At 69.6% G+C, this 23,910-nt stretch carries 19 protein-coding genes and 5 pseudogenes; 11 read left to right on the forward strand and 13 right to left on the reverse strand.

The genetic code is table 11. The features are described from left to right. Positions 1-357: 357 nt before the first annotated feature. Positions 358-2,235 (reverse strand): glycoside hydrolase family 3 protein, encoded by a 1,878-nt coding sequence (locus ACIP67_RS30890; protein WP_401696190.1) that lies wholly within the window; start codon positions 2,233-2,235, stop codon positions 358-360. 104 nt (positions 2,236-2,339) lie between these two features. Between ACIP67_RS30890 and ACIP67_RS30895 the strand changes: the two genes are divergently transcribed. From ACIP67_RS30895 to ACIP67_RS30920, 6 genes and pseudogenes are all read left to right on the forward strand, one after another. Next, a complete protein-coding gene (locus tag ACIP67_RS30895; RefSeq protein ID WP_401696191.1) occupies positions 2,340-2,963 on the forward strand; it encodes a TetR/AcrR family transcriptional regulator in 624 nt (207 codons plus the stop codon). A 58-nt stretch (positions 2,964-3,021) separates the two neighbouring features. Then, positions 3,022-3,966 carry a CaiB/BaiF CoA transferase family protein gene (locus ACIP67_RS30900; protein WP_401696192.1) on the forward strand — a complete coding sequence of 315 codons (945 nt, stop codon included), beginning with the start codon at positions 3,022-3,024 and terminating at the stop codon, positions 3,964-3,966. Continuing rightward, entirely contained in the window at positions 3,959-4,831 is an 873-nt protein-coding gene (locus tag ACIP67_RS30905) for a citryl-CoA lyase (protein WP_401696193.1), read from the forward strand. The genes ACIP67_RS30900 and ACIP67_RS30905 overlap by 8 nt, the downstream gene beginning before the upstream one ends. Beyond that, a complete protein-coding gene (locus ACIP67_RS30910) occupies positions 4,824-5,726 on the forward strand; it encodes an extradiol ring-cleavage dioxygenase (RefSeq protein WP_401696195.1) in 903 nt (300 codons plus the stop codon). The genes ACIP67_RS30905 and ACIP67_RS30910 overlap by 8 nt, the downstream gene beginning before the upstream one ends. Continuing rightward, a complete protein-coding gene (locus tag ACIP67_RS30915) occupies positions 5,723-6,082 on the forward strand; it encodes a hypothetical protein (RefSeq protein WP_401696196.1) in 360 nt (119 codons plus the stop codon). The genes ACIP67_RS30910 and ACIP67_RS30915 overlap by 4 nt, the downstream gene beginning before the upstream one ends. A gap of 639 nt (positions 6,083-6,721) precedes the next feature. After that, positions 6,722-7,375, forward strand: a pseudogene (locus ACIP67_RS30920) (MFS transporter); the annotation flags it as partial. A 123-nt stretch (positions 7,376-7,498) separates the two neighbouring features. On the opposite strand, the gene ACIP67_RS30925 reads toward ACIP67_RS30920, so the two are convergent. The 3 genes from ACIP67_RS30925 to ACIP67_RS30935 all read right to left on the reverse strand — a co-directional run bounded on the left by ACIP67_RS30925 (position 7,499) and on the right by ACIP67_RS30935 (position 11,930). After that, positions 7,499-7,837, reverse strand: coding sequence for a hypothetical protein (locus ACIP67_RS30925; RefSeq protein WP_401696197.1), 339 nt, complete (start codon positions 7,835-7,837; stop codon positions 7,499-7,501). A gap of 221 nt (positions 7,838-8,058) precedes the next feature. Continuing rightward, positions 8,059-11,160: a family 78 glycoside hydrolase catalytic domain gene (locus ACIP67_RS30930; RefSeq protein WP_401696198.1), complete on the reverse strand. Its 3,102-nt coding sequence runs from the start codon at positions 11,158-11,160 to the stop codon at positions 8,059-8,061. 581 nt (positions 11,161-11,741) lie between these two features. Then, positions 11,742-11,930 carry a hypothetical protein gene (locus ACIP67_RS30935; RefSeq protein WP_401696199.1) on the reverse strand — a complete coding sequence of 63 codons (189 nt, stop codon included), beginning with the start codon at positions 11,928-11,930 and terminating at the stop codon, positions 11,742-11,744. A 150-nt stretch (positions 11,931-12,080) separates the two neighbouring features. Here ACIP67_RS30935 and ACIP67_RS30940 point away from each other — a divergent pair. Next, a pseudogene (locus tag ACIP67_RS30940) lies at positions 12,081-12,934 on the forward strand (IS5 family transposase). A 224-nt stretch (positions 12,935-13,158) separates the two neighbouring features. Here ACIP67_RS30940 and ACIP67_RS30945 read toward each other — a convergent pair. The 3 genes from ACIP67_RS30945 to ACIP67_RS30955 all read right to left on the reverse strand — a co-directional run bounded on the left by ACIP67_RS30945 (position 13,159) and on the right by ACIP67_RS30955 (position 15,834). Beyond that, positions 13,159-14,088 carry an aminoglycoside phosphotransferase family protein gene (locus ACIP67_RS30945; RefSeq protein WP_401696200.1) on the reverse strand — a complete coding sequence of 310 codons (930 nt, stop codon included), beginning with the start codon at positions 14,086-14,088 and terminating at the stop codon, positions 13,159-13,161. 106 nt (positions 14,089-14,194) lie between these two features. Continuing rightward, positions 14,195-14,608: a DUF2199 domain-containing protein gene (locus ACIP67_RS30950; protein ID WP_401696269.1), complete on the reverse strand. Its 414-nt coding sequence runs from the start codon at positions 14,606-14,608 to the stop codon at positions 14,195-14,197. Between the two features lie 275 nt (positions 14,609-14,883). Continuing rightward, positions 14,884-15,834, reverse strand: coding sequence for an RNA-binding protein (locus tag ACIP67_RS30955; RefSeq protein ID WP_401696201.1), 951 nt, complete (start codon positions 15,832-15,834; stop codon positions 14,884-14,886). A gap of 98 nt (positions 15,835-15,932) precedes the next feature. On the opposite strand from ACIP67_RS30955, the gene tpg reads away from it, so the two are divergent. Continuing rightward, a complete protein-coding gene (tpg, locus tag ACIP67_RS30960; RefSeq protein ID WP_401696270.1) occupies positions 15,933-16,199 on the forward strand; it encodes a telomere-protecting terminal protein Tpg in 267 nt (88 codons plus the stop codon). Positions 16,200-16,356: 157 nt separating this feature from the next. Here the strand turns inward: tpg and ACIP67_RS30965 are convergent, their stop codons facing one another. After that, entirely contained in the window at positions 16,357-16,674 is a 318-nt protein-coding gene (locus ACIP67_RS30965; protein ID WP_401696202.1) for a hypothetical protein, read from the reverse strand. A 195-nt stretch (positions 16,675-16,869) separates the two neighbouring features. Beyond that, the gene (locus ACIP67_RS30970; RefSeq protein WP_401696203.1) at positions 16,870-17,907 is read right to left on the reverse strand and encodes an amidohydrolase family protein; all 1,038 of its coding nucleotides are present in this window, start codon (positions 17,905-17,907) and stop codon (positions 16,870-16,872) included. Between the two features lie 126 nt (positions 17,908-18,033). Here ACIP67_RS30970 and ACIP67_RS30975 point away from each other — a divergent pair, with 126 nt between their 5' ends. Then, complete coding sequence (locus ACIP67_RS30975; protein WP_401696205.1) at positions 18,034-18,372, forward strand: TetR/AcrR family transcriptional regulator; 339 nt, start codon at positions 18,034-18,036, stop codon at positions 18,370-18,372. Positions 18,373-18,597: 225 nt separating this feature from the next. On the opposite strand, the pseudogene ACIP67_RS30980 reads toward ACIP67_RS30975, so the two are convergent. Further along, positions 18,598-19,566: pseudogene (locus ACIP67_RS30980) on the reverse strand (Tn3 family transposase); the annotation flags it as partial. Positions 19,567-19,838: 272 nt separating this feature from the next. On the opposite strand from ACIP67_RS30980, the gene ACIP67_RS30985 reads away from it, so the two are divergent. Next, on the forward strand, positions 19,839-20,195 hold the full coding sequence (locus tag ACIP67_RS30985) for a hypothetical protein (RefSeq protein WP_401696207.1): 357 nt from the start codon (positions 19,839-19,841) through the stop codon (positions 20,193-20,195). Between the two features lie 144 nt (positions 20,196-20,339). On the opposite strand, the pseudogene ACIP67_RS30990 reads toward ACIP67_RS30985, so the two are convergent. The 3 genes and pseudogenes from ACIP67_RS30990 to ACIP67_RS31000 all read right to left on the reverse strand — a co-directional run. Beyond that, positions 20,340-20,711: pseudogene (locus ACIP67_RS30990) on the reverse strand (DUF4397 domain-containing protein); the annotation flags it as partial. 781 nt (positions 20,712-21,492) lie between these two features. Next, on the reverse strand, positions 21,493-22,347 hold the full coding sequence (locus ACIP67_RS30995; RefSeq protein WP_401696272.1) for a hypothetical protein: 855 nt from the start codon (positions 22,345-22,347) through the stop codon (positions 21,493-21,495). A gap of 155 nt (positions 22,348-22,502) precedes the next feature. Next, complete coding sequence (locus ACIP67_RS31000; protein WP_401696209.1) at positions 22,503-22,901, reverse strand: hypothetical protein; 399 nt, start codon at positions 22,899-22,901, stop codon at positions 22,503-22,505. 196 nt (positions 22,902-23,097) lie between these two features. Here ACIP67_RS31000 and ACIP67_RS31005 point away from each other — a divergent pair. Further along, positions 23,098-23,856 (forward strand): annotated as a pseudogene (locus ACIP67_RS31005) (IS5 family transposase); the annotation flags it as partial. Positions 23,857-23,910 lie beyond the last annotated feature (54 nt).

Genomic DNA, 23,910 nt, shown 5'->3' on the forward strand with positions numbered 1-23,910 from the left:
CGCTATGCGATCGCCTCTGACCGAAGGTGCGCCGTTTCCGGCATGGCCGGTGGGCGGCGTGCTGAACCGTGCAATGAGGCGCAGGTTGTCGCCGACGATGCTGGCCGCCCATACCCGCTCGAGTCCGGTGAGGGAGGCACGGGCGGTCAGATGCCTGCTTCCCCGCGCCTGCCGGCCTCGATCGCGATCCAGTGCTTCTCCGAGTGGCGGATGACGAGCCCGCCGGCGCCTCCGCTGACGTCGACCGACACGGCCACGGTGCAGTCGTGGGCTGTGAGTCGACGGGCGATCAGCGGGGTGCCGAGATCGGTGAGCTCTGCCCCCGCGCGGGGAGGAGCGGCTGCCGGGGTTCGCTGCTCATCGCGTTTCCTCGCAGGCCAGGCGTATGCCGTGCCCCAGCCTGAACAGGGGGTTCTCGGTCGCTGCGCCGACATCGGGCAGGCTGGCGTCGACTGCTTCCTCGCTGCGCGGCACCTCGATCGGGAGGGTCCCGGCCGGCGCTGCTTCGCTCAATACGGCGTCGAGCCATGCGGCGTCCGAGGTGCCCCAGTTCGCCGTGACCGCGGCGGCCTCGGCGGTGATCGCCTCGAGCATCGCTGGACGGTCGAGGTACACGTCCACGATCGTCGGCAGCGTGCTCGCCACGGCAAGGACGTGCTCCTGCAGCTCCTTGTCGAAGGTGAGCGTGCCCGCGTGGAAGAACGCCTCGAGCGCGTAGTCGTCGCGGGGGGTGTACGGCGCGCTCAGGCGTACCAGGGCGAAGTCCGCATCCTGCGGGGACCGCACGCAGACGAGGCCGCGATCGCGCAATGCGCTCTCGTCCATGCCCTCGGTGTAGACCTTCTGGCCAGGAGTCGGACGAAGGGGCAGAACCGGCGCGGATTCAGCCGTGTCCGCCCGGTTGGTGAGGACGGTCACGGATCTGGACTGGGCCCTCAGTCCCGCACGCAGGAATTCTTCCCGCCCCACGATGCGGGCTGCGGCATCGACGTCGACGTACGGGTCGTCGAACAGCCCCAGCTCGAACTTCACTTTCAGAAGCCGCAGTACCGACTCGTCCAGCCGGGCTTCGCAGACCTGCCCCTCCTGGACCAGTTCCAGAAGCAGTTCGGTGCAGTGCTCGCCGCCGATCTGGTCCACTCCAGCATCCAGCAGGCGCTTGACGCGGTCGCGGTACGAGAGGTGCTCCACACCCCAGGCTCGGCCGATGGACCGGCGGCCGAACATGATGCCGTCGGTGACCACGGTGAAGTCCGTGAGTACGACCCCCTCGAAGCCGAGTTCGTCGCGCAGCAGGTCGCGGAGGATGGCCTCGTTGAAGGCGAAGCCGACTTCCGGCACCGGTTTGCCGTGCCGGGACAGGCCGACCGGCATGCCGTAGTACGGCATGATGCCGCTCGTTCCGGCGGCGATGGCTGCACGGAACGGTGCGAGGTGGTCCTCGAATCGTCCGCCCGGGTAGACCTGCTCGCGACCGTAGACGAAGTGCGGGTCCTCGCCGTCCTTCTGCGCGCCTCCGCCGGGGAAATGCTTGGTTGTGCACGCGACGCTGTCAGGTCCCAGCGCCGCCGAGCGCTGGAACCCGTCCAGGTAGGCGACGACCAGGCGCGATGCCAGCTCCGGGTCCGTGCCCAGGGTGTTGTACTGGCGCGCCCAGCGCGGGTGCGTGGGCAGGTCGACCTGCGGGTGAAGCGCCGCGCGGATGCCCGTTGCCACGTACTCCTGCCTGGCGATGTCCGCGTAGCAGCGAACTGTCTCCTCGTCTCGTAGAGCAGCCAGCCCCAGCGTTTCCGGCCACATCGAGAAACCGCGCGACCGCATACCCGCACCGGGGTTCGAGCCGAACGAGTTGCGCGGATCGGTCGACACCGTCACCGGAATGCCCAGACGGGTCGAAGCCGCGACGTCCTGGAGGCGGTTGTTCCAGGCCGCTCCGATCTCCGGGCTCGCGAAGTCGAAGGTGTAGAGGTGGTTGATATGGCGGTCGACGATGAAGGCGGCCGTGTCGACGTCGCCGGCCGGAGTCGGCCCGGTGACCAGATCGCCCTCCGGTCCTGCGGGGACGGGAGCCTGGAAGAGAAGCCCGACCTTCTCCTCGACCGTCATACGCCCGGTGAGGTCCGCTGCGCGGGCAGCCGCATCGAGCCGCGGATCCTCGTACGGCTCCATCGTGCCGTTGTGGTTGAGATCGCGGAACTCCACGCCCTCTGCCGTCTTCAGCTTCTTTGCCACCATGTAACCGAGCCTTTCGTTCGACGTCCTCGTCGATGCGGACCATAGAAGCACCGACCACTTGTAAGATCAATGCCTTACGCGTGGTCTGTGAAAAGGAGCCGGAGATGCCCTTGACCGAAGATGTGCCCGTCCGACGCCGCCGCAGCGTCCAGGAAGAGGCATCCGAGCGTCGGCGCGCGCAGATCCTCCTCGCCGCAGCCGAGGCGTTCGCCGAGCGAGGGTTCAATGCGACCTCGCTCCGCGACGTGGCAGGCCGCGCACAGATCTCGCACACCGGACTCCTGCATCACTACCCGCACAAGAACGCATTGCTCGAGGCTCTGCTCGACGACCGGATCAAGGGAGCCGGTTACCTCTACGGGCTCGACAGCCGCGACGGCGTGGCCTTCATACGGGGGCTCGCGGCGATCGCCGACCGCGACGAGCAGCAGCCGGACAACGTCCGCCTCCTGACGACCCTCACCGCGGAGGCCATCAGTCCCACGCACCCAGCTCACGGCTACTTCCGGAGGTGGCATGCCGAACTCCAGGAACTTGTCACCCAGGCACTGGACGATCTCGATCGCCGCGGCTTGTTCCGCGGACCGATGCCGACGAGCGAAGCCGCACGCCTCATCACAGCCCTGCACGAAGGCGCACACACACAGTGGCTGCTCTCGGAATGCGACTTCAGCCTGGCCGCCACGGTCCGCTCGCAGCTGCGGCTGTTCGTCGACATCGACCTGTAGCCCCGAGCCGGCCGGTGCGCATCAGGGGTGTGCAGTCCGGGTCGGTGATCGTTGTCGCGTGCCACGGGGTGTCCGCGTCGCCGACGAGTTGCTCCAGTCCGGCGCGTTCGGGCGGCTGTGGCTGTGTGGCGCGGAGCTCGGGCAGGGCCTCTTCGGCCTCGGTGCGCTCGGCCTGGTAGCGGGCGCGTTCCTGGGCCTGGTCCACGGAGGCGTTGTCGCCTCGCGACCATGGTCAGGCCTTCGTGACCGGGTCTCCGGTCGGGACGGGCTGCTGCTGCGACCGGTACACGCGGCGACCGGCGCCCCGGACGGGCCGCCGTTCCGCGCCGGCATCTCCGTCTTCGACGTGATGACCGGTCTGCACTCGGCCATCGGCATCCTCTCCGCGCTGCACCACCGCGACCTCACCGGTGAAGGCCAGCACGTGGAGACCAACCTGCTGTCCACCGCGCTCTCCGCGCTGGTCAACCAGACCTCGGCCTATGTCGCCGGCGGCGTCGTTCCCCACCGGATGGGCAACGCGCACCTGAGCCTGTTCCCCTACGAGCCGCTGCAAACCGGTGACGGCGAGCTCATCGTCGTGGCCGGCAACGACGGCCAGTTCCGCAAGCTCGCCGCGGTGATCGGCCGCCCGGAGCTGGCCGACGACCCGCGCTTCGACACCGTCGGCAAGCGCAACGACAACCGCGAGCAGCTGCGGCCGCTGCTGCTGGAGGCGCTGTCGACCAAGAGCGCGCTGGACTGGTTCGGCATCCTCACCGAGGCCGGGCTGCCCTGCGGGCCGATCAACACCGTCGCCGGCGGGGTCCGGCTCGCCGAGGACCTCGGCCTCGAACCGGTCGTGGAGGTCGGCGAGGGCGACCACGCGGTCCCCACGGTTCGCCATCCCATCCGGCTGTCGCGAACCCCGGCGAGCTACCGGCTCGCCCCGCCCGCGCTCGACGAGCACGGCGCCGACGTCCGCGCCTGGCTCTCCGCCCCGCGGGAGGACGACCGTGGTTGACGAGACCGACGTCCGGGAACTCATCGAACGCCCGGTGTACCCCACCGCGCTCGGCGCTTCCAGCCTGAAGACGATCACTCTGCTCGGCGCGGACCTGGCCCAGGACGTGATGGGCGAGGTGGGCTTCGGTGAGCTGGCGTTCTGGCTGGCCACCCAGCGAAGGCCCACTCCCGGAGAAACCCGGGTGTTCGAGGCGGTGCTCGCCGCACTGGCCGACCACGGCTTCACCCCCACGGCGATCGTCACCCGGCTGACCTACCTGTCCGCCCCGGACTCCGTCCAGGGCGCGCTCGCCGCCGGGCTGCTCGGCGGCGGCTCCCGCTTCCTGGGCGTCACCGAGGACTGCGGCCGGTTCCTGCACGACGTCCTCACCGGTGCGGAAGGCCCCCTGCCCACCGACGACGCCGGCTGGGACGCCCTCGCCCTCAAGACCGTGCGCGTGCAGCGGGAGGCCCGCCGGTTCGTTCCCGGCCTGGGACACCACGTACACAAGGAAGGCGACCCCCGCACACCGCGGTTGCTCGAAATCGCTGCGGAGGAGGGACTGTTCGGGCCGCACCTGTCACTGTTCGCGGCGATCGGCCGGGTCCACCCGCAGGTGCTGGGCAAGCAGCTGCCGCTCAACGGCGCCGGCGTATGCGGCGCGGCCCTGGCCGACCTCGGACTCCCCATGGAACTGCTGCGCGGCTTTGCCCTGCTGGCCCGCACCGCCGGACTGATCGGGCAGCTCGCCGAGGAGCTGCGCCACTCGGTCGCAAGCGGCGTCTTCCTGTCGGTGGACCTCAACAACCGGTCCGTCGACCCCGACCCCTACCTGTCGGACCCGCTCACCCACCACGACACCGACGGAGGTCGTCATGGCTGAACTGGCCGCGGTCATCGCGTCCACCCACCACCCCTTCTACTACCGGACCAGCATCTCCACAGGCGAGGACCGGCCGCCCTTCGCGGACGAGTGGGTGGCCAAGATCGAGCGCTTCCGCGAGACCCTGACCGCCGCGGAGCCCGACGTCCTGGTCATGATCGGCAGCGACCATTTCCACCAGCTGTGGCTGGACAACATGCCGCAGTTCCTGGTCGGCAAGGCGCCGGTGTTCGACGCCAACTGGTACAACGAAGAACGCGAGTTCGGCCTGCCGCGGATGCTGCTCAAGGGCGAGGAGGACCTTGCCGCGCACCTGCTGCGCGACGGCCTGGACCGTGATTTCGACCTGGCCTTCTCCAACGAGCTGCGGATCGACCACAGCATCACCTGCCCGATCATCACACTGCGGCCCGAGGCCGACCTGCCGATCGTGCCGATCTACACCAACATCTTCGCCCCGCCGTTGCCGCAGCCCAAGCGCTTCGTCCAGCTCGGCCAGGCCATCCGGGAGATGATCGAGTCCTGGGACAGCGACAAGCGGGTGGCCGTCATCGGCACCGGTCACCTGTCGCTGGAACTGGGCGGCCCGCGCCAGTTCGGCGAGCACGGTCCCGACCCCGAGTTCGACCGCAAGGCGGTGCAGTGGATCACCTCCGGTGACATCGAGGGATGCCTGGCCGAGGTGACTCTCGACAGCCTGCACGCCCCGGGCAACGCCACGCACGGGTTCATGGACTTCATGCTGATGATGGGCGTGGCCGGCGAGGGGACGAAGGCCGACCATGTCGACCCCCTCGACCTGTTCCACACGAGGGAGGCCTACTTCACCTGGTACCCGAACGGTACGCCGCAGCCGGTCGCCGTCCCGGCGAACGCGGCGGAGGTGGCCAAGTGAGCAAGTACCTGCTGAACACGTTCCTTTACACCATCGACCGTGACCCCGAACTGGTGGAGCGCTACCGCACCGACCCCTCTGCCACCGTCGAGTGGTGGGAAGGCGAGATCGCCGGCAAGCTGCTCAACTGCATCGACGCCGAGAAGACCACCTGGCTGGCCTTCACCGAGGACGAACGCCGCGCGCTGCGCCAGCATGACCACGTCACCCTGTTCGAGATGGGCGCCCACCCGTTCCTCACGCTCACCCTCTTCATCGCCATGTTCGAGCGCGACCACGGCCCGCTGGAGTACCAGAAGGCGTACGCCGAGCGCATGCAGCACATCCAGATGCCCTACCCCGACATCGCCACCTGATCCGACGACACCCGGCGACACCTGGCGGCCCGGACCACCCCGGCCCGGGCCGCCAGGAAACCGGCAACGTCCATCCGGCCGTCTCGAAGACGCTGCTCTCCGGACCCGGGACATCGCAGTCCGCGCCAGGCCGCCGGGCGGACGAGCCGCAGGAACGGCAGCGCGTGGCACTCCAGCCGGACTGCGCCAACCGGCCTGCCGGGTCCCCGAACTCGGTGCAGCCAGGTGACCAGCAGCGAAGGGCAGTGAACAGCACTTCATCCGACTGCTCGGCCGGCTGGTGCTTCTTCGCCGTTCCTCGACGTCCAAGAACATCGAATCGCGGACGGCCACGCTCCGAAACCCCACACCCACCGCCGCTCCTTGACCGGCGCGCCGCCCGCAGCGCGGTCGGCGACCACGGCCAGATGCCCTACCACGCCGCGCGCCCCCGCCGCTTCCGCGCATCTGCGGCGCCCACATACCCCGTGCGGCACGACAACAACAGCACCACGTCGGCGACGCTCACCTCCCGAAGGGAAACCGCCCGTGACAGCAGCTCCAGCGGAGCCACCCGGCTCCCGCGACCGAACCCCGGCCATGCCGTCATTTCTCCTGCTCACCGCTCTGATCGCCTTGTTCGAGGGATAGGACCTGTCGGTGTACGGCACTACGGTGCCGTCGCTGCTGGCCACGCCGTCGTGGCGTCTTTCCGAGGCAGAGGCCGGCGACATCGGATCCCTGGCGGCGCTCGGCATGCTCATCGGCGTCGGCGTCGCCGGGGCGATGGGCCGCCGCGTCGGGCCCCGCCGGCTCCTGCTGAGCGGCCTGTCGTCCTTCTCCCTGTGCACGCTCGCCTCCGGTGCGGCGGGCGGTCCCGGCACCTTCGCCGCCTCCCGCTTCCTCGCCGGCGTGGGCCTGGGCGTGGTGCTGCCCACGCTGATGTCCGTCGTCGCCGAGTTGACCCCAGCCGGGCGCCGGTCCCGCAACATCGGCGTCGTCATGGCGGCTTCCTGCCTGGGCTCTCTCAGCGCACCACTGCTCGGAGCCCGGCTGCTGCCCGACGTCTCCTTCCGCGTCCTGTACTTCGTGGGCGCTGCGGCGCTTGTCACCGTGGTCCCCTGGGCCCTGCTGCGGCTGCCCGACAGCCCTCTTCATCTGTTGCGCACCGGGCGCCCCGAACAGGCGGCAGGCATCACCGCCCGGTTCGGCCTGCCCGCAACGCAGCTGCCGACGGAAGTCCCGAGAGACCGTCTGCTGGGACTGGGGCTGCTGCTCTCGCGCCAGCTGGCTCTCACCACCGCGCTGTTCTGGCTGATGGCGTTCTGCGGACTGCATGTCAGCACAAAACATACACATGCGGTCGAGGTGGGTTCCCTTCCTGTCAGTGGTGTCCGACCCCCGTCACGGAGAAGTGGGGCTCGACCGTGCGCTACGTCAGCCTCCGCCGTAGGCCCGCACCTGCCGCTCCGTACGCGCTCCGCGACCGGCTTCTTCACGGCGGCATTCCTGGCCCGCAGCATCTCGTGCACGTCGGCGTCCTCGCCGCGTGAGGCCTTGGCCCGCTGCACGGATTCGTTCAGGGCGGGCCATCAGATGGAGGACCTCGGCGGGCTTTCCCGGCGCCGGCACATCGGGCGGCTCGCGGCTCGCCCGCTTCGCCTCGACGCTCTTGCCCATGGCCTCGGTGTACTCGTCGCGGAACTCGGGGTCGTCGCGGCTCATCGTCTCCATCAGTACCAGCGCCCGCTCGATCTCCGCCTCAGAGACTTCCACCGGCGGCGGGACCAGCCCGGCCGGGTCACGGATCTCATCCGGTCAGCGCAGCGCGTGCAGGACGATCGCGGCCCGGGACGGAAGCCGTTCCGACGGAAGGGTGGAGCGAAGGCCCGAGCGAAGGTCCGACGGAAGCCTTGCGATTCCTGGAGCGGTGCGATGCGTTGTCGCACCGCTCCACAGGGTCGGCCGCCTACGACTCGACTCCTCCCTCTGTATGCCTACTTGAGGGAGATCGTCGTCGTGCCGGAGGCGATCGGGCCGACGCGCAGGACTGTTCCGGTGAGGTCGGTGAACGACGTCGCCTTCACCTTCCTCTCGGCCGTGGCGCCGGTCCAGGGGACACCGCTGATTCCGCGCAGGGCGGGGAATGCCGATGCGCTGGGTGTCACCTTGTACGCCGACGGCTGGGCGTCGCCGATCTCGACCTCCACCACCGCCTGGGTGTTCGGCGGCAGCGTGACCTGGACGGAGTGCTGGCCCGGCGTGCGCCGTACGGACACCTTCACCGGGCCGCGCAGCGAGGGGACTGTCCCGTCGACCCGGGTCAGCGCGCCTGTGCGGGGCCGGATGCGGAACCCGGCCGCGCCCGCTTCGGTGATCTGGACGCCCAGCACATGGCGGGCGACCGCGTTGGCGGGGGCGGAGGCCCACGCGTGCGAGAAGGTCATGTTCGACTTCAGGGCGGGGTCCCAGGCCTCGGTGACGATCGTGGCCTTCAGGTCGTCGATCATGTGCAGCCAGGAGTTGGTGGCCTTCGACGTCATCAGTGCGAGCGCGGAGTCGGCGCGGCCGAGCCGGAACAGGGCGTCGAGGAGGAACTGGGCGCCGTACACGCTGACCTTCATGCCGCCGGCGGCGAGGGTGTCGCCGAGCCTGGTCAGCACCGTGTCGTCGAGGGTGTCGGCGACGCCGAGCGCCACCGGGAAGGCGGTGGCGTGCTGGGCGCTGTGGTCGGTGCCGACGCCGTCGATGAAGCGGCCTGCCGTGCTGTCGAGGAGGGTGGCGCGCATGGCGGCGGCGAGGGTGTCCGCCTGTCCGCGCAGGGTTTCGGCCTCGCCCTGCTTGCCGAGGACGTCCGCGCACTTGGCGAGGGCGTCGAAGGCCGCGTACTGGAAGGCGTTGACCACGGTGTTGACGGTAGTGAAGACGTAGCCGTCGCGGCTGGCGGTCGGCCAGTCGACCAGGTCGCCGAGGTCCTGGCTGCTCTTGCCGGGGTCCTTGCGGACGAGGCCGTCCGAGCCCAGGTAGGCGGTGAGGTTCTTGGCCGCGAGGAGGTCGTAGTCCTTGGCGAGCTGCCGGTCGTCGCCGGTGGCGAGGTAGTCCTCCCAGGCGGAGATCGCGCACATCAGCCGGTACTCGGTGGGCCAGGTGCCGCGGCGTGCCAGGTAGTCGTCGGACCAGCGGGCGAGGGCGTAGGAGCGCTGGACGGCGTACTCGGAGAGCTGGTTGATCAGGGCGTCGCCCTCGTAGGGGCCGCGCTCGCGGGTGGGGGTGTCCTGGTAGAGGTCGGCGCGGGTGGCCTCGATGGAGTAGCGGCACAGCTCCCACACCCGGTCGAGGTCGGCGTCGGAGCTGGTGAAGGAGGAGTGCGAGTCGTCCCAGTCGGCCTTCCAGGCGCGGCCCTTGAGCGTCGCGCCGGTCAGGTCGACGGTGGTGCGCAGCTCGGCCCAGCGGAAGCCGCGGTAGCCCCAGTGCTCGAAGCGCTGTGTGCCGTCGCGCAGGGTCCACACCTCCCTGTAGGTGTTGCCGGTGCGCAGGGCGTGTCTGACGGTGCCGTCGGCGTTCAGCTCCTCGCCCAGCCGGACCTCCACGGTGTCGCCGGCCTTGCCGGTGACCTCCAGGGCCAGTCCGCCGACGATCTCCCGGCCGAGGTCCACGAGCCAGCGGCCGTCGGCGGCCTCGGTGACGGCGGCGGGGGTGACGTCATGGAGGCGTACGGCTTCGAGAGGGGCCGGGACCAGGTCGGCGATGGCCTCGCGGGTTGCGGGGGTGTACCAGTCGGTGTCGTCGAAGCCGGGTGCGGTCCAGCCGACGGGTTCCTTGCGCAGGTCCCAGTACTCCTGGGGGACGGTGAAGTAGCTGGTGCCCGCGCTGCCCCGGGCGGGCAGCAGACCGGCTTGGCGGCGGGCCTTCCAGGTGTCTCCAGAGCCGACGGTGTCCTGGCTGCCGTCGGTGTAGGTGATCTCGAGCTGGGCCAGGAACTTCTGTTCCGAGGTGGTGTGGCACAGCGCGGCCAGCGCGTTGGCGGCACCGGTGCGCAGGGTGGGTGTGATGTCGAAGGACTGGTACGCGGTTCCGGTGCCGGAACGCACGGACGCGTAGCCGACAACGCCGCCGTTGCTCCACACCTTGGCCACGTACTGGCGGGTGGGTGTGGCGGAGGTCGCGGCGACGTGGAGTACGGCGGCGGCGACCTCCTTGCCCTTCTCCAGACGGTATTCGTGGCGCAGCAGAGCCCAGGTGTCGTCAGTGCCGTAGGAGGACAGGGAGGCCGCGCCGGTGGGGAAGGTGAGTTCGCCGTTCGCGACGGTGCCGGCGGCGAAGGTGCCCTCGTCGGAGTCGAAATCGTCCCGGATCAGCACGGTGCCGTCGGCCGCGGTGAAGCGGACGCTGTCGTACACCTGGGACTCCGTGAGGCCGTTGCGCAGGCCGACGTTGCCCGTCGTGTACCGGGTGTGGGTGGTGGTGTCGACAACGGTGCCGTTGACGGTGGTGGTGAAGGTGGAGCCGGTCATGGTGATCGAGAGGTCCACCCATGTGGCGGTGGTGACCGGGAAGGGCAGGGCGACCTCGCCGAGCACGGTGTAGGTCCCGTTGACGCACACGTGCTTGCGGAGCACTCCCGCAGTGGTGCCGGCGCGCAGTTGCCACATGTAGTTGTTGGAGGTGTCGGCGGCGCGGAACCAGAACCCGGCGGCGACCGTGGTGATCTTGAACCGGGCGGCGAAGGTGCCGTCGGTCATGGTGGGTCCGGCCGGGGCCCAGATGGGCTCGGCCGTCCACTGATTTTCCACCGACGTGGCCATCAGGACCGGTTCCGACCAGGTCGACCATCCCTGCGCCAAGGTCCTGACCCGCCACCAGTAGGCGGTACGGGGCTGGAGGGAGGGGCCGCCGTAGGGCAGGGCGGTCGACTGGGCGGAAGCGACCCTGTGGCTGTCCCAGACCAGCCGGCCTTTGCGGAAGCCGTCCGGGGTGACGGCGAGTTGCACCTGGTAGGCCCGCTGGACCGTGGCGGCGCCGACGTCGGGGACCTGCCAGCTGAAGCGGGGGCGTTGTGCGGCCGTGGCGCCCAGCCCCTGCGGCAGGAGGTCGGTCAACAGACCGGTGGGAGCGTCGGTAGCACCCGGGCCGCGCCCGGCGCGCGACACCGCCGCGGCCCGGGTTCCGGTGAGCACGACGGACGCGGCAGCGACGCTGCCCGCTTGGAGGACTCTCCGGCGTGACAAGGGTCTGGACATGAGTCCTCCGGGTGAAAGGTTTCAATCAGGTTTCCCGGAGGCTAAATGTCCGACGGAAAGCACGTCAACAGGTAGGACAAAACTATGGGAGGTCTGATTGAAACGATCCACTGAGGCGGTTCAGTTGACACCTGGGCCAGCGTCCCGCGCCACTTCGGGCAGCATGCGGACGACGATGACGGCCCGGCTGGCCACGAAGATCACCCACCTGCCTCGCCCGGCTCGCGTGACTCTCGGGTTCGAGAGGCGGGCCGTGTCTCGTCACGGTCAACGGCCGTGCCCGGCCCACGGGTTGGAGTGAGAACCGTGCCCGAGGAGATCGAGAAGACCGGCGACGGCGACAGGGTCGGCAGTGTCAGCGCGAGCCGGTACGCCCAGATCGTGGCGGAGCTGCGGAAGCTGGTGGAGACGGCCAGCCGCATCCAGTTCGCGATCGGCGACTACGCGCTGGAGGTCGAGCCGATGCGCGAGTACGGCGGCCAGGAGCGGAGCGAGCCGCCGTTCACGGTGAAGGAGTCGCTGTTCCGGCTGGCCGAGGACATCGGGGTGTCGTACTCGATGGTGAACCAGACGAGGTGGACGGCGTCCCGGTGGCCGAAGGATCGCCGGGGCGCAGGTGTCTCCTGCACGGTCCACCGGATCCTGGCGGGGATCGCGGACGAGGAGGAGCGGTTCGAGGCGATCGGCACCCCGCCGGCGGTGCCGAGTACATCAACACCTGACCGGGTTGGGGACGGCCCAGCCGTCCCCAACCCCCGCCGCAGGGAGGGAGGTTCGAGTTGTCCCGGCACCGCTGCTATCCCTCCGACACCTACGACGACGAATGGGCCCTCATCGAGCCCCTTCTCCCGCCGCCGGCCTGCGAGTCCCCCAAGGGGGGACGCCCCGAGAAGCACCCGCGCCGCGAGGTCGTCGACGCGATCCGCTACGTCGTGGACACCGGATGCAAGTGGAGGGCCCTGCCCCGGGATTTCCCGCCCTGGCGGACCTGCTACAACTTCATGGCCTGCTGGGCGGCCGCCGGAGTCGTCGGACAGATCCGCGACCAGCTGCGCAAACGCATCCGCCGCGAGATGGGCCGGGCCCCGGCGCGGTCGCCACCGTCATCGACTCCCAGTCAGTCAAGGCCGCCGGGACCGTCGGACGCGACTCGCGAGGCTACGACGGAGCGAAGAAGATCAATGGCCGCAAGCGGCACCTGGTCGTGGACACCAGGGGCCTGCCGCTGTTCGTCATGGTCACCCCGGCCGACATGACCGACCGCGACGCGGCGAAGGAAGTGCTGTTCCGGCTGCGGCTGATGCACCCTGAGATCACCGTCGTCCGGTCCGAATCCGGCTATACCGGACAGCTCGTGACCTGGGCGAAGAAGCACCTAAGCCTGACGCTCAAGACCATCAGCCGTCCGAAGGGCGCTGTCGGGTTCGTCATCCTGCCCCGCCGCTGGGTGGTCGAACGGTCGCTCGCCTGGATCATGCACGCCCGCCGTCACGCCCGGGACTACGAACGTCTCATCCAGCGCTCGGAATCTCTGATCACCTGGGCCGCGATCACGCTGATGACCAGGCGCATCACCCGCCGGTCCTCCCGCCGGGAGCTCACAGCCGCCTCCCGCGAGGCCAACCGGGACTGATCGTTCTCAAGTTCACCCTCGGTAACTCCGCCCGGACCGGCCCGTGCTCCCGGCGGGAGAACACTTTCCCACGAGGTAGGTCAGCTGGTCAGGATCCGCGACACCGATTCCCTGACCTCCGGCTTGCACACTGCGGCAGCAGGCCAGAACACGATGCCTGTGGAGGACAGCGAGGTCGATTCATCTCTGCGAGCACAGCGCGCGAGCGATGCTCCGTGTCTACATCACGCTGCCAGAACACGATCGAGCGCTGCCCGGCCTGCGGGCCCCCAGGTCGGCTTGCCGCCCGGAAGGCCCCGATCTCCGGCCTGGCCCATGAGGATGAGGAAGAGGCTCTTCATGGCGGCCAGCCCTCGGGCGCGCCGGATCGTCGTCTCGTCCGCATGCGCGTACACGTCGAAGAATCGAGAGGCGGCGCCCGAAGGAAGGAGCACCCATGCGGCCGCGAGGTCCCACGCCGGGTCGCCGGCGAACATGGCATCGAAATCGATCACACCCGACAGCGTTCCGTCCGAGACGACGACATTCGCCGGGTGGAGGTCACCGTGCAGCCATACCGGCGGGCCCTCCCACTCGGGGGCCGCAACGGCATCGTCCCAGACGGCCCGGACGGCCCGGACGGCCCGGACGGCCCGGACGGCCCGGACGTCGGCGGCAATGCCGCCGGGGGCAACGCCTTGCAAGAACTTCTCGAAGCCGTCCGTGCACTTCTTGGGGTGAGCGCCGCGGTCCGACATGGTGGGCGCCTCGGCGGGTGCCTCCACATGGAGCGCTCTGAGGAAGCCCGCCAGGGTGTCGGCCGCGTGGTCGCCGCGGCTGATCGAGGTGTAGTCCAGCGGCTCGCCGTGAACCCACGTCATCACAGTCCAGTGCTTGGGGAAGCGCGCAGACGGTTCACCGATCCGCACCGGGGTCGGCACCGGGAGCGGCAGGCGTGGGGCCAAGACAGGCAGCCATCGGCGCTCCTTGAGCTGGAGCTCCGGGGTGGGGGCCATGCGCTGCATGCGCACGGCCAACTCGTCCCCGAGCCGCCACATCTGGTTGCCCCAGCCGCCAGCCACCTCGCGGATGGCCAGCCCCGCAAGGTCGGGATGCTGTTCCTGCAGCAGCTCGCGAACCAGGTCAGCGGTGATCTCGATCTCAGAGTCGGTCATCGAAGCCACAGTACTGGGGCAAGCAGAGCGGCTCTCGCTCTCCAGAAGATCTAGCCAAACGACCTCCGCTGCGAGAGATCACAAAAGCACGCCTGGCATGTTCTGATCAGGAACAGGCACTGATCCCCGAGCGTTGCTCGACGGCGAGGGGATGGTCGGTGGGTTCGAGCTCGACGAAGGGGCGCTCACCGACCGGGCGGGTGTGGACGTGCGTCTTCAGGTTGAGTGTGGTGGTCGGGTAGACCGGCAGGTCGGTGGTGAGCCAGCCGAAGTACGGCTTCTCGGCTTCGCGGCCGGGGGTGTCCCACAGGTCCGCGGCCCGGGAGAAGCTCTCGCGGCTGAGCGAGACCCAGACGCCCCAGGAGAACACGTCGTTGCTGCCGATGACGGGTATCTCGATCAGGCCCTTGACGAAGTAGTGCTGTGCACGGACCACGCACTGGTCGGACGAGAGCAAGCAGTCGTCGGCGCCGGCGAAGGCCGGTTCCCATACGGCGGGGGCCTCGGCCGTGTAGTTCATCGGCAGCTCAGGGTGGTGGGCTCCGCAGCACGCGCAGGTGAACCCGAGATCACTGGTCATAGGGCTGGAGCCTGGTGACGGGCTTCGGTACCGCCTCCGGCGGGAGCCCCGCCCGCCGCCCTGCAGGGCCAGCTATCGCGCTCAGGCGCCAACCGGCGTGCTCAGAGGCCAACCATCGTGCTCAGTCTCAGCTTGTGTGACTGAGCACGACATCTGGCCTGGCAGGACAACTTCGATGCACAGCGCCTGCTGGCTCGCCCGGCGTGCGAACCGGGTCACCACCGGGCGCGCAGTACGCCGTCGCTGTCCGGGAGGGCAGCACAGAGCAGCGGGTGGTGTTCGGCGAGGGACAGGGGCAGCGCGCAGGCGGCTCGGGCATCGGCCACGTGGGCGCTGAGCGCCTGGTAGTCGGTGTCGTCGACGATCGCGTGGCTGATCGTCCCGTCCTGCGCCTCCCAGACGAACTCGATGGATTCCTCCTGGGGCAATGCGGCGAGGACGGCGCCGACGTCCGGGGTCAGGTCGGGCCAGACGGTCAGCAAGGCGCGTGGGCCGAGACCGGCGCGCACTGTGCCGAGGTTCTCTGGCGTGATTCGGTGCCAGCGTGCGGCGTTGCGAACGTAGCTCTCCTCGAGGAGCAACACATGCCGTGAGGCCAGCGCAGTGTGCACGCGTATCCAGAAGTGCTCGTCGGCTGGCTCCGTCACTTCCGCTTCGTCGACCTCGGCCGCGTAGGGCGAGGCCGTAAGCGGTTCCGGGAAGAGGCCGAGTTCCCGCGTACGGGCCACGGCGTCCGCACAGGGCCGGTCACTGCCCACGTACACATACTGGTCCCATCCGACGTGCACGGTGAACAAATCCCCCACCTCCAGTCGGCACCAAGCGCCTTGGTCGCGGAGCATGGCCCGGACCAGTTCCAAGGCGACCGGAAGAGACACCTCGGCCCCGTCGTGGTAGCCGGTGAGGTCGGGCGGGAAGAGCCCGCCGAGGCCGTGCCCCTCAACCGGTGGCTGCACACCGAAGTGGACGAAGCCGGTGACCGCAGGTTCGCGGATCTCCAACCGGTCGATGTCCGATGCCTCCGCGAAAGCGGTGATCGCCGCCAGGTACGCCGCTTCGAGAGGTCCGTGGTCGCTGACCGCGTCCTCGGCGCCGGTGTAGTGGCCATGCTCGTCGCGGTCGGCAGGGTCGTATGTGGTGATCCGGTGGACTAAGGCCGGCGGCACGCTACTCCTCGGACGGGGCGGAGGAGTGCCCAGCTTAGTGGCGGTGGCAGCCGCAGATCCGCGCGAAGGCGAAGAAGCGGGCCGCGTCCACGGGCGGTCTGGTCGTCTCCACCCGCGCAAGGTTCGGGTTCACCGCCGCACCGGGCACGACCAACGACGTCCGGTTCCGCGACATCACCCAGGCCCTGCCGCCGTGCTGGGCGGACCGGTTGTTCGAGGCCCGCGACGCCGGCGCCAGCGAGCGGCAGCTCCAGCGCATCGCCGCCGAAGGCCTCGCTGAGATGTACTTCCGGAACAACAACACCCGCGCCCACGACCAGGGCGTGGAGTGCACCGGCGTGGAGCACATCGACATCCAGCTCTGACACACGCAAGCGCCCTGCCCCTGGCATTCCAGCTGCCGGGGACAGGGCGCTTGCGCATCCTACGAGACCGTCCGGGCCGGGCGGCGCCGCGCCCACCAGGACAGGCACGGGGCGGTGGCCGCGCGGACGGCCTGCCCGAGCGCCTCGAGGGCCGCCTTCAGGCGCTCGGTGTTCTCCACGTCCGCGCAGCACCCAGCAGTTGCTCGGTGGTGGCGGCGACGGGCGCGTCGGTGGAGCGCATCAGCGGGGCCGCCGCGGTGGCGACCCGGGTGAGCGGCTCCCGTACGGCGGCCGCGTTCTGCTTGCTCGCCCGTCGGTCCCGGCTCAGCAGTTCTGCCGCCTGCCCCATGCCCACCTGAGCGCTCAGATGGTCCGAGCCACCGGCGATCCGGGCCAGGGCGGCTCCACCGAAGAACGCGAACGTGGCCAGCAGGAACGACCGTGCCCGCTCAGCGTTGGGTTCAGCGGGGGGCATGCCTACTCCACGAGCCCGAGACTCGCCTTCGTTTGCCGACAGGCTGGGGTCGACTGTCCCGGCGCCTGAGCGCGGAGCCGCCAGGCGAGGATGGTAAGGACCGCGTTCGTCACGAATCCGGTGTGCGCCGAGGTCCGTGGGGCCGTGAGGGCCGGCCGGAGGGCGTGGCGGCGTTCCGGCCGGCCCCTGGGGGCTTCAGGCCGTCGGGCGCTTGGCACGGGCGGTGAGGCGTTCCCAGTTGCGGTGGCCGATGTCGGCCTTCTGCTCGTCGGTGAAGGGCGAGTTCTCCAGGAAGGAGCGGGCTTCACCGTTGCTGGTGTCGACGTAGGGGAAACCGCCGGGGCGGAAGCCGTAGGTGAAGGGGTAGTCGGTGGAGTACAGCATTCGGTCGGTGCCCATCACTTCGGCGGTCCAGCGCAGGTAGCGGGGGCTGTTGGTGCCGCTGCCAGCGACCCAGAAGTTCTGCTTGAAGTAGTCCGCCAAGGGCTGACGCAGGCGGCCTGCTTCGCCGAAGAAGCCGGTGTGGTCGAGGTAGAACAGCGCGACCTCGCCCCAGTGCCCGGCGATTACCTGCAGGTCGGGGAACCGGTCGAAGACCCCCGAGAAGATCATGCGCAGGTACTGGACACCGAGGTCGTAGTACCAGCCGAGCCCGGCTCCGGCCAGAACGGGGCCCATGGGCTCGGGGAGGTTGGAGTAGTAGGCGTCGATGACGGGCTGGACCGGTGTCTGCGGGTGGAAGTGCAGCGGCACGGCCAGCCGCTCGGCCATGGCGTACAGCTCGTCGTTGTCCGGGTGGTCGGCCAGCTTGTCCCCGGTACGCCCGTACAGCATGGCGCCGGGGAAGCCCAGCTCGCACACGGCTCGCTCCAGTTCGGCCGCGGCCGCGGCCGGCGCCTGGGTGGGAATCGCGGCGAACGCCTGGAAGCGGTCGGGCCGGGAGGCGACGATCTCGGCAAGCTGGTCGTTGGCCTCGCGGGCCACCGCGACCGCGTCGGCCTCGGACAGATCCTGTACACCCGGGGACGACAGGGAGAGCACGGCGACGTCGATGCCCTGGTCGTCCATGTGGGCCAGCCGCTGCTCGCCGACCTCGTGCAGGTTCTTGGCGATGGGGTTGTCGCCGAAGCCGCGGGCGGGGATCTGCGGCGATCCGGCCCGCTGGTACGCCTCATGGACGGCCGGTACCACGGCGGTCTCTTCCACCCCGATGATCCGCAAACGGTCGGACATGGCGGTTCTCCTCGTACTGGTGTTTCCAGTGAAACTCCTTCAACGATACCATTGATACGTTCAATGGAAACATAAAAGCGATATCAGCGATAGCATCCAGGTTTCGGCGACGCTACCGTTGCTTCCATGGCTGTTGAACCGACCCAACCGATCCCCACCCGGCGCGCCGCGGAGCCCGCTACCGCCGCACGAGAACAGACGCGCCGCCGGATCATCGAGGCCGCGACCGGCCTGCTGGAGCAAGGGGGCCGCGACTCGATCACCACCCGGGCGGTCGCTGACGCCGCCGGACTGCAACCGCCCGCCCTTTACCGGCTGTTCGGCGACAAGGAGGGTCTGCTGGATGCAGTGGCCGAGCACGGTTTCACCCGGTTCCTGGCAGCCAAGCAGCAGATCGAACCCTCGCCTACGACCCGGTCAAGGAACTGCGCGTCGGCTGGGACACCGTGGTCGAGTTCGGACTGACCAACCCCGTGCTGTACACGCTCTCGCACGGCGAACCCGCCCGGTCCACGACCGTCTTCCGGATCGGCCTCGAACACCTCATGGACACAATCCGCCGCATCGCCGCTGCGGGACTCCTGCGCACAGAAGAGGGACTCGCGGCCCAGATGGTCCAGGCGAACGGAACCCGTGCTCTTGCCGCTCACCTGCCGGCCGCGATGAAGGGCACCGAATGGATCGGCGTGCTCACGCCTCGTCCCCGTCGTCCTCATCCAGCTCCGACGCGTCCGGATCGCGCAACGGGCGCAGGGCACCGGCTGCCGGAGTGGAGGCGGTGAAGCTGTAGCGGCCGAGCAGGTTCAGGTTGCGGTGCTTGAACGGGGAGAGCCGAGCGATGTCCTCCTCGCGAAGTTCGTGGCCCTCGGCCTGTAGCTGGGCGACTGCGGCGTCGATGTACTTCGTCGTCCACAGCACGATGGCGTTGAGGACCAGGCCGAGCGCGCCGAGCTGGTCCTCCATCCCGTCCCGGTACGCCTGGTGGATGGTGCCGCGCTTGCCGTGGCACACGTCGCGGGCGAGCTTGTGGCGGGACCCCTGCACGGTGAGCTGCCGGTTCATCTGCCTTCGGTAGGTGTCGTCGACCGGGTCGACCACCCGCAGCAGGTGCTCGGTCTTCGCGATCCGCTCGTACTCCGCGAAGGCCGCACCCAGCGGGGTGGGGCGCCCGTCGCGTCCGAACATGCGCAGCAGGTCGTAGGCGCGGACCTGGTTGGTGACCGGGGAACCGGCGACCTTCAGCATGCCGGTCTCGACGCCGGGCATCGTGGCCCGCCAGAACCGCTGGTCGTCCAGGTCGCGGAACCGCGGGCTGAAGTTGTAGCCGAGGATCTTGAACAGGCCGAACACCATGTCGGAGTACGAGGCGTTGTCCGTGGCCACCCTCTCCGGCTTGACTCCGCCGTCCAGGTTCAGCAGCGCGTCCAGGATGTGCAGCGAGTCGCGAGGGGTGCCGGGGACGACCATCTGCCGGATGCCCGCGACCTGGTCGTTGACGGCGTTGAGCCAGGTGATGCCCCGCTTGAACCCGAAGTACTTCGGCGACGGCGCCGTGCTGATCGTGCGGACGGGGACGACGAACCGCAGCCCGTCCACCGACGCGAGCAGCCCCTCGCCCCAGAACTTCACGATGGGCACCTCGGCCTGCGCGGCGATGAGTGCGACGATGGGGAGGCTCGTGTGAGCACCCCCGCACCCCGATCCCACCGGCGCCCGCGCGGGCCCGCCCACCGCACGGCCGTGCCCCGCGAGCCGATCGACTGGGCGAAGGCCGGGCGCCGCTCGGTCCGCCGGCGGGCCTGCGGCATGACTCACCCGGAGGCGGCGGCCGTCCTCGAGGAAGCCGAGCTGCAGCTGCACCTGTCTGCGACCACGAGGACCTGGTCAGCGATGAGCGAGGCCCGGCCGAAGTCGCTGAGTGGGCGCGCATCGTGCATCTGCTCGCCGACGTGGGCGGCGTGTACGACCCGGACGCCGACGCCGTGGTCCAGGACGAGCTCGCCGCCGCCGCCGAACGCGAGCGCGACCGGCAGCTGGAGGACGAGCGGCGCCGCCAGGAGGAGGAAGCCGAAGCCGCCCGCCGTGCCGCCCTCGCCCCCGACGTCCTGCGTCACGCCCTGCTGAGCACCCTCGCCCGCACCGGCCTCCTGGACGGGCTGAGCGAGGACGAGCGGGTCGCCGTCGACCGGCTGCCCGACTCCGACCCCGCGGCCGCGCTCGCCGTCAACGCACTGCTCGCCCGCGCCCATGAAGCCGGAGCCGGTCTGCGTCCGGGGGCCGCGCCGTGACCGGCGACCAGGACACGTTCGTCGCCGTACTGAAGTCGACCTGGTGCGGCAGGCACGCGGCACGAAGCGCTCACCGGCGACGGCTGGCCCCCGCTGGGGGAGCCGTGGTTCGAGGGCGAGGACGACCCTTTACTGTGTGTCGAGGGTCTGTTGCGTGAGCGCGAGGTTGTCGTCTCCCGCGCTGCCCCAGGCGTACACGATGGTGCTGGTCCCGCTGGTGAGGTCCAGGTCGGCGGGTCCGATGGCCACGGTGTCGGTGTTGGCGAGCACGACGTCGGTGTCGACGGTGCCGGCGTCGACGGTGGCGCCTTCCTGCTTCGGGTTGGTGAGGTCGACGAAGATGGGCCGGCCGCCCGCACGGACGTCGACGGCCGGGGCGGCGGCGACGTGCCGTACGGTCAGCCGTGTCTTGCCGTCGGCCACCGGGGCCACGTCGTCGGTGAACGCGGTCAGCTGGGGCTCGCCGTCGGTCGACAGGTGAGCGGCGACGGTCGCCTCGGCGCCTGCGGCCACCTTGAAGGAGGGGCCGCAGCCGACTCACGGCCCGACGTCATGGGCTGTGCCTTCAGTGGTGGCGGGTGCGGTGTCGAAGACTGTGCCGCAGCAGCCTGCGGATGTGGCGGAGTGACGGCATCGCGGGGGTGGGCTGGCCTGTCTTTCCCGGCCGCAGTGCCGTCTCTGAGGTTCCCCCGAGATGCGGGAAGAGGTGACAGAGGGTCAGATGGGTTTCACGAGAGGAGCCCAGACGATGCCTCGCTGGCGAAGCTCACCGCGTCCGAGACGCACCGCCTGGACCGCGTGATCGTCGCGATCGGCGTCAACCCCGCGCTCGGCACCGAGGTGCCCGGCACCCTGCTGCGCGACTACGTCGACGAGATCGACGGCGTGCGGGTGATCTACTAGGTGACCGCCCTGGGGTCGATCACGATCGTCGCGTACGTTGAGGCGTAGGGCCTCCCGAGAACCCCGCAGCAGCGCCCCGGACACCACCCTCGTCCGGGGCGCTGCTGCATGTGCTGCACGGTGAGTCCGCGCAAGACCCACGCCTACCGCACTCCGGCAGAGGTCTAAGCTGACCTCCTGAACAGCAGTGATGCGCTGAGCGCTTGAGCTCGCCATCGTTTGCCGACAGATACGCTGACCGCCGCATCCGGCCGGGGCCAGTTGTTGTACTCCCCGGGGCCCCGCCACCCTGGCGGGTGAGGCGGGCCCTCTGGGCGGCGATCGACGTCGGCGGTGAGACCATGCCGAGCTCGGTCGAGGTCATGGGGTTGGCCGAAGAGGCTGAGCAGCAGCTTCACGCCTCGACGATGATGGTGCCTATGGTCGATTCCGGGCCGGGCCCCTCCGGACGGTCGACCTTCCACCAACCCAGCACGTCCTGGTACTCCGGCTGTGAGATCGCACGTCCTTCGGCAGTCATCAGGCGTCCCTGATACGCCTGGGCGTAACGTGCTCGAACCGAGTAGACGCCGGGTTCGTCGGGAACAACGAGGTCGCACGACACATTTACCCACTCCGCCGGACCTGGGTTGTCTTCCGCCAGCGCCTCAACGTGCGTGTCGGCATTGACCACCTTCAAGCCGCCCCCGCTGCGCTGCTTGCCGTTCCATACCGAAGCCTGGGCTCGATCCTGGCCCGCCAGACCAACGATCACCTGGTTGATGGCGTTGCCACACTCCGAGCAATCATGCAGCACGTCGAAACTGACCTTGTGCGAACCTCCTCCGCGGACGTGTAACACGTCGGCCTGGCCATCGATCATCACGTTGCGGATCTTGAACCGAAATCCCGTCCCGCCTCCGTATGGCTCGACCATCTCGGTGTCGGAAGTGATAGCCGTGGTTCGGTGGACATCGCTGTGACTCATCTTGTCGGTCATATGCCAAGTAAACAGGTGGCCACTGACAAGGGCGGGCCCGCCCTTGAACGAGGTTGACACGTCAGCGTCAGAACACAGCTTCTGAGCCGTCGTACAGTACGACGCCGCGTTGGTGCCCGCCGGCTGACAACCCGCTTCAGCCGGCAGCCGGCAGCCGGCAGCCGACCCGTCCTCGTCTTCGTCCAGTTCCAGTGCGTCTGGATCGCGCAGCGGGCGCAGGGCGCCGGCGGCCGGGAAGCTGTAGCAGCCGAGCCAGGAAGCCGTCGACATCCGCCACGCCCTGGTCAATGCGAACCCCGACGTGCCGTTGGGCGGGCCGCAGCAGAAGGCACCGCCAACGTCCCCTGTATCGCGTCCTTGCGGTGCCAGGCGGGCGGGTCCGCGACGGCGCGGGCGGGCTGGACGGAGCTTCCGGGCGTTGACGGTTACGGGCCGGGGTGGACGGCCTGGACGCCGGTGCCCGCGTACGCCTTCGGCGTCAGAGTGAGCAGGAACCGGCCGCTGGGATGGGCGGGGGAGGGCCGGGCGGAGTGGATGGCGTGGACAGCGGCCCAGGAGTGCCCGAAGCGCAGCAGCTCCGTGGCGGTGACGGCTGCGTCGGTGTCGAACGCCTCGATCCGGATGAACCGCAGCCCCTTGACGTAGCTGAGCAAACCCGGCCGCTCGGCGTCACCGGCCGTCAGCGACAGCACCGGCGCATACAGATCACCGAGCCCGCCGGATGCCTGGACATGGAACGCGGCGACCGCCTCATTGAACGGATCCTTCGGGTCGTACAACGCTGCGGCTGTCGTGTGGTCCAGGACGACCGCGATCGCCGCCACTACGCGGGCGGCCGCCCGCGGACCGTGCGCGGTGGCGCCCAGACGCTCCAGCAGAGCCCGGGCCTTCGCCTCGGCCTCCGGGCTCGGCGCGCTGCCCAGGGCGGCAGCGCGCTCGGCGCGGGCCAGCTCGGCCCGCTCGGCGTACTCGGTCTGGGTCGGCGTGCTCTGCGCGAGATCCTCGACCAGGCTGCGGATGAAGACCGTCTATGAACGCCATCGCCTGTGGTCGGCCGACGGAACCTGGGAACGTCTGCTCCAGCAGGTCCAGGCCGCGGCCGACGCCGCAGGCGAGATCGACTGGGACATCTCGATCGACTCCACCATTGTCCGCGCGCACCAGCATGCGGCCGGCGCCCGCACCGACCCGCCTCCGGCCTCGGGATCACAGGGGGCCGACGAGATGGAACACTCAGGACGAGACGCCATGGCAGAGCCTCGTCGCCCGCCTGGTGGAGGTGGTGCTGGAGGTGAGGGCCTGGGCCGCTCGCGGGGTGGGTTCACCAGCAAGCTCCACCTGAGCGCGGACGGCCGCTGCCGCCGGTTGTTCCTGATCGTCACTCCAGGGCAGCGGGCAGGCTGCACCCAGTTCAAGCCGGTCCTGGAGAAGATCCGGGTGCCTAGACCTGGCCCGGGACGACCACGCAAGAAGCCGGACAGCCTCGCGGCCGACAAGGCCTACAGCAACGGCCCCATTCGTGAGTACCTGCGACGGCGGGGAATCCGCCACACCATCCCGGAGAAGACCGACAGCCAGGCCGCCCGCTTGCGCAAAGGCTCACGCGGCGGACGGCCGCCAGGCTTCGACGAGCACCGCTACAAGGAGCGCAACACCATCGAGCGTGCGATCAACCGCCTGAAACAGTCCCGGGCCGTCGCCACTCGCTACGACAAACGCGGTTACGTCTTCCTCGGCACCGCCACCGTCGCAGCCCTCACCATCTGGCTCCGCACGTGATCGGCCGGACAAGTCCTAGCCGGAACGTCGATGCCGCTGATCCGCCTGGTGGCG

It is taken from the genome of Streptomyces sp. NPDC088812 (genome assembly GCF_044750285.1).
Taxonomy (GTDB): Bacteria; Actinomycetota; Actinomycetes; order Streptomycetales; family Streptomycetaceae; genus Streptomyces.